At 73.5% G+C, this 4,026-nt stretch carries 3 protein-coding genes; 1 reads left to right on the top strand and 2 read right to left on the bottom strand.

Annotation, left to right across the window (positions count from 1 at the left end; all coding sequences use genetic code 11):
* Positions 1-101 precede the first annotated feature (101 nt).
* Positions 102-2,651 (top strand): polynucleotide kinase-phosphatase, encoded by a 2,550-nt coding sequence (locus E4099_RS30010; protein ID WP_135342261.1) that lies wholly within the window; start codon positions 102-104, stop codon positions 2,649-2,651.
* A 185-nt stretch (positions 2,652-2,836) separates the two neighbouring features.
* On the opposite strand, the gene E4099_RS30005 is transcribed toward E4099_RS30010, so the two are convergent.
* Both E4099_RS30005 and E4099_RS30000 read right to left on the bottom strand, forming a co-directional pair.
* Positions 2,837-3,541 carry a DUF4232 domain-containing protein gene (locus tag E4099_RS30005; protein ID WP_135342260.1) on the bottom strand — a complete coding sequence of 235 codons (705 nt, stop codon included), beginning with the start codon at positions 3,539-3,541 and terminating at the stop codon, positions 2,837-2,839.
* 161 nt (positions 3,542-3,702) lie between these two features.
* Positions 3,703-4,026, bottom strand: a 324-nt coding sequence (locus E4099_RS30000) for a peptidoglycan-binding domain-containing protein (RefSeq protein ID WP_135342259.1), incomplete at its 5' end; no start/stop codon positions are given.

Genomic DNA, 4,026 nt, shown 5'->3' with positions numbered 1-4,026 from the left:
ACGCCCACCGAGTCCGCCACCCCCGGCCGTACGCCCACCGAGCCGACCACCACCGCCACCGACGCCCCCACCGACCCCGCGACCCCGAAGGAGACCGCCGCATGAACACCGACCGGCGTGCTCTCGCCGTCACCGACCTGTCCCTGGTGGTGCTGATCGGCGCCACCGGCTCCGGCAAGTCCACCTTCGCCGCCCGACACTTCAAGCCCACCGAGGTGATCTCCTCGGACTTCTGCCGCGGGCTGGTCAGCGACGACGAGAACGACCAGGCCGCCAGCCGGGACGCCTTCGACGTGCTGCACTACATCGCGGGCAAGCGGTTGGCGGCGGGCCGGCGGACGGTCATCGACGCCACCAGCGTCCAGTCGGAGAGCCGCAAGCAGCTGGTGCGGCTGGCCCGGGAGCACGATGTGCTGCCCATCGCCATCGTGCTGGACGTCCCCGAGGAGGTCTGCGCCGCCCGCAACGCCGCGCGCCCGGACCGTGCCGCGCTGCCCCGCCGCGTCATCCAGCGCCACCAGCGTGAGCTCCGGCGCTCGCTGCGGCACCTGGAGCGCGAGGGCTTCCGCAAGGTGCATGTGCTGCGCGGGGTGGAGCAGATCGAGGCGGCCGAGATCACCACCGAGCGCCGCTTCAACGACCTCCGCCACCTCACCGGCCCGTTCGACGTCATCGGCGACGTCCACGGCTGCCGCGCCGAGCTGGAGACCCTGCTCACCAAGCTGGGGTACGTGGACGGGGTGCACCCCGAGGGCCGGACCGCGGTCTTCGTCGGCGACCTGGTGGACCGCGGCCCGGACAGCCCCGGGGTGCTCCGCCGGGTGATGGGCATGGTGGCCGCCGGCAGCGCCCTGTGCGTGCCCGGCAACCACGAGAACAAGTTCGGCCGCTACCTCAAGGGCCGCAAGGTCCAGCTCACCCATGGCCTCGCGGAGACCGTGGCGCAGTTCGAGCAGGAGGAGGAGTCCTTCCGGGCCGAGGTGGCCGAGTTCCTCGACGGGCTGGTCAGCCACTACCTGCTGGACGGCGGGGCGCTGGTGGTCTGCCACGCGGGGCTGCCCGAGAAGTACCACGGCCGCACCTCGGGCCGGGTGCGCTCGCACGCGCTGTACGGCGACACCACCGGCGAGACGGACGAGTTCGGCCTGCCGGTGCGCTACCCGTGGGCCGAGGACTACCGGGGCCGGGCAGCCGTGGTCTACGGCCACACCCCCACCCCCACCGCCTCCTGGCTCAACAACACCATCTGCCTGGACACCGGGTGCGTCTTCGGCGGCAAGCTGACCGCGCTGCGCTGGCCGGAGCGGGAACTGGTGGAGGTGCCCGCCGAGCGGGTCTGGTACGAGCCGACCCGGCCGCTGACCAACGAGGCGCCGGGTGGCGCGGACGGCCGCCCGCTGGACCTCGCCGACGTCATGGGGCGGCGCGCCGTGGAGACCCGGCACATGGGCCGTGTCGCCGTGCGGGAGGAGAACGCGGCCGCGGCGCTGGAGGTGATGAGCCGCTTCGCCGTCGACCCCCGGCTGCTGGCCTACCTCCCGCCGACCATGGCCCCGTGCGCCACCTCGCGGGAGCCGGGCTACCTGGAGCATCCGGCGGAGGCCTTCGCCGCCTACCGTGCCGAGGGCGTCTCCCAGGTGGTCTGCGAGGAGAAGCACATGGGCTCGCGGGCGGTGGCCCTGGTCTGCCGCGACGCGGAGACGGCCCGTACCCGCTTCGACGCGGCCGGAGGCGTCACCGGCGCCCTGCACACCCGTACCGGACGCCCCTTCTTCGACGACCCGGCCGTCACCGAGCAGGTGCTGGCCACGGTCCGCGAGGCCGTCACCGCGGCCGGACTGTGGAAGGAACTCGGCACCGACTGGCTGCTGCTCGACGCCGAACTGCTGCCCTGGTCGCTGAAGTCCACCGGACTGCTGCGCCGGCAGTACGCGGCGGTGGGCGCCGCCTCCGGGGCGGTCTTCCCCGGTGCGCTGGCCGCGCTGGAGGCGGCCGCGGCACGCGGCGTCGAGGGCGTCGGCGGCGAGGGCGGGCTGCTGGGCCGGCAGCGTGACCGGGCGGCCGACGCGGGCGCCTTCACCACGGCCTACCGCCGCTACTGCTGGTCGGTGGACGGCCTGGACGGGGTGCGGCTGGCCCCCTTCCAGCTGCTCGCCGCCGAGGGCCGCAACCTGGCCACCGTGCCGCACGACGAGCAACTGGCCTGGCTGGACCGGCTGGTGGAGCACGACAGCGCCGGGCTGCTGCACCGTACCGAGCGGCTGTACGTGGACACCTCGGACGAGGCCTCGGTGGCGGCGGGCGTGCGCTGGTGGCTGGAGATGACCGAGGCCGGCGGCGAGGGCATGGTGGTCAAGCCGCTCCAGGCGTTCCAGTGGATGGCGGACGGCCGGCTGGTGCAGCCCGGTATCAAGTGCCGCGGCCGGGAGTACCTGCGCATCATCTACGGCCCCGAGTACACCCGCCCGGACCAGCTGGAGCGGCTGCGCGTACGCCACCTCGGCCACAAGCGCTCGCTGGCGCTGCGCGAGTACGGGCTGGGCCTGGAGGCGCTGGACCGGCTCGCGGCCAGGGAGCCGCTGTGGCGGGTCCACGAGGCGGTGTTCGCGGTGCTCGCCCTGGAGTCGGAGCCGGTGGACCCGCGCCTGTAGCGCGTACCTGGGCGCATGGCTCAGGGCCGGACCGTGGTCAGTGGTCCGGCCCTGAGGCGTTGCCCGGTGCGGTCAGCCGTTCCCGGTGCGGGAGGAGGGGGCACCCCGGCTGCCCTCGCGGGCGGGAGGGGAGTCGGTCGTCGGCGGACGTCGACTCCGCGGCTCGGTCGAGCCGGGTGTTCGGCTCAGAAGTCGTCGCGGCCGTTGGCCAGCTCGTAGGTCCAGTAGCCGGTGACCGCCTTCTTGCCGTCCACGGCGTAACCCGCGCCCGGGGCCTTGAGGATGGCCATGCCGCCGTTGCCCTGGAGCGAGACGGAGAAGCCGAGCACCGGCTCGACGTCCTCGTCCATGCCGCCGTCCGACATCTTGACCAGCGCGTACGCCGGGGCGCCCGGGTTGAGGACGACCGGCACCGGCGGCTTGCTCTTGGCGACCGGCGCCAGCTCGCCCTGGCCCTCCTGGAGGTGGACCAGCGGGTAGCCCTTCAGCTCGCACTTGCGGCTGGAGGTGTTCTTCGCGGTCAGCAGCATGTGGGTGACCGGCGGGCCGTCCTGGGCGGCGGTGGTGATCTTGACATCCTTGGTGGTGCAGGCGGCCACCGCGGCGCTTCCGGTGGAGCTCTTGGCGGCCCCGGTGCTCTTCGCCGCGCTGGTGCCGGCGCCGCTGCCCTTGGCGCTCTCCACGCCCGCGTCGCCCTTGGCGTCGCCCGAACCCTCGGTGCCGTCCTCCTGGCCGGGCTTGGCCGGGGCGGAGGCCGTCTTGGAGGTGTCGGCCGCGGCGCCGGAGGACTTGTCGTCCTTGCCGTCCTCGCCGCAGGCGGTGAGCGCCAGGGCGAGTACGGCGGTGGCGGCGACGGCGTGGACGGCGGTGCGGTTGGCGAGCTTGCGCATTGGAGCTTTCCCCGATTGCTGGTGGTGCGGCCCGGTTCTCGGGCCGCACCGCGTGGTGCTGACATCCATGAGTCTGGGGGACACCGCTAACGCTCCGCTGCCGCGGTCCTGGCGCCCCACTAACGTCCTGCTCACGTTGGTGACCAGGGACGATTCACGCCTCAGCTGGTGCAGCCGTCGCGCAGGCAGAACCAGGTGTCGGGGCCGATGACGCCGTCGGCGGTCAGGTTGCGGCTGGACTGGAACGACTTGGCGGCCTGGGTGGTGAGGGGGCCGAAGACGCCGTCCACCCCGCGCGGACCCACCGAGAAGCCCCAGAGCTGGAGCAGGCACTGGGCCTCGGAGACGGTGGGTCCGGTGGCTCCTTCCTTGATGGTGCGCGGGGTGGGCGCGTTGTCGAAGCCGCACATGGCCGGATCCTGCACCAGGGTCTGTGCGGTGGCGGTGGCGGTGGCGGTGGCGGTGGTCGTGGCGGTGGCGGTGGT

The sequence above is a fragment of the Streptomyces palmae genome (assembly GCF_004684805.1).
GTDB classification, from domain to species: Bacteria; Actinomycetota; Actinomycetes; order Streptomycetales; family Streptomycetaceae; genus Streptomyces; species Streptomyces palmae.
This window is presented reverse-complemented; position numbering and strand designations above follow the sequence as displayed.

What these genes read in the sequence shown, in the direction of transcription:
- E4099_RS30010 (WP_135342261.1), top strand. Translation starts at nt 102, where the DNA reads ATGAACACCGACCGGCGTGCTCTCGCCGTCACCGACCTGTCCCTGGTG.
- E4099_RS30005 (WP_135342260.1), bottom strand. Translation starts at nt 3,541, where the DNA reads ATGCGCAAGCTCGCCAACCGCACCGCCGTCCACGCCGTCGCCGCCACC.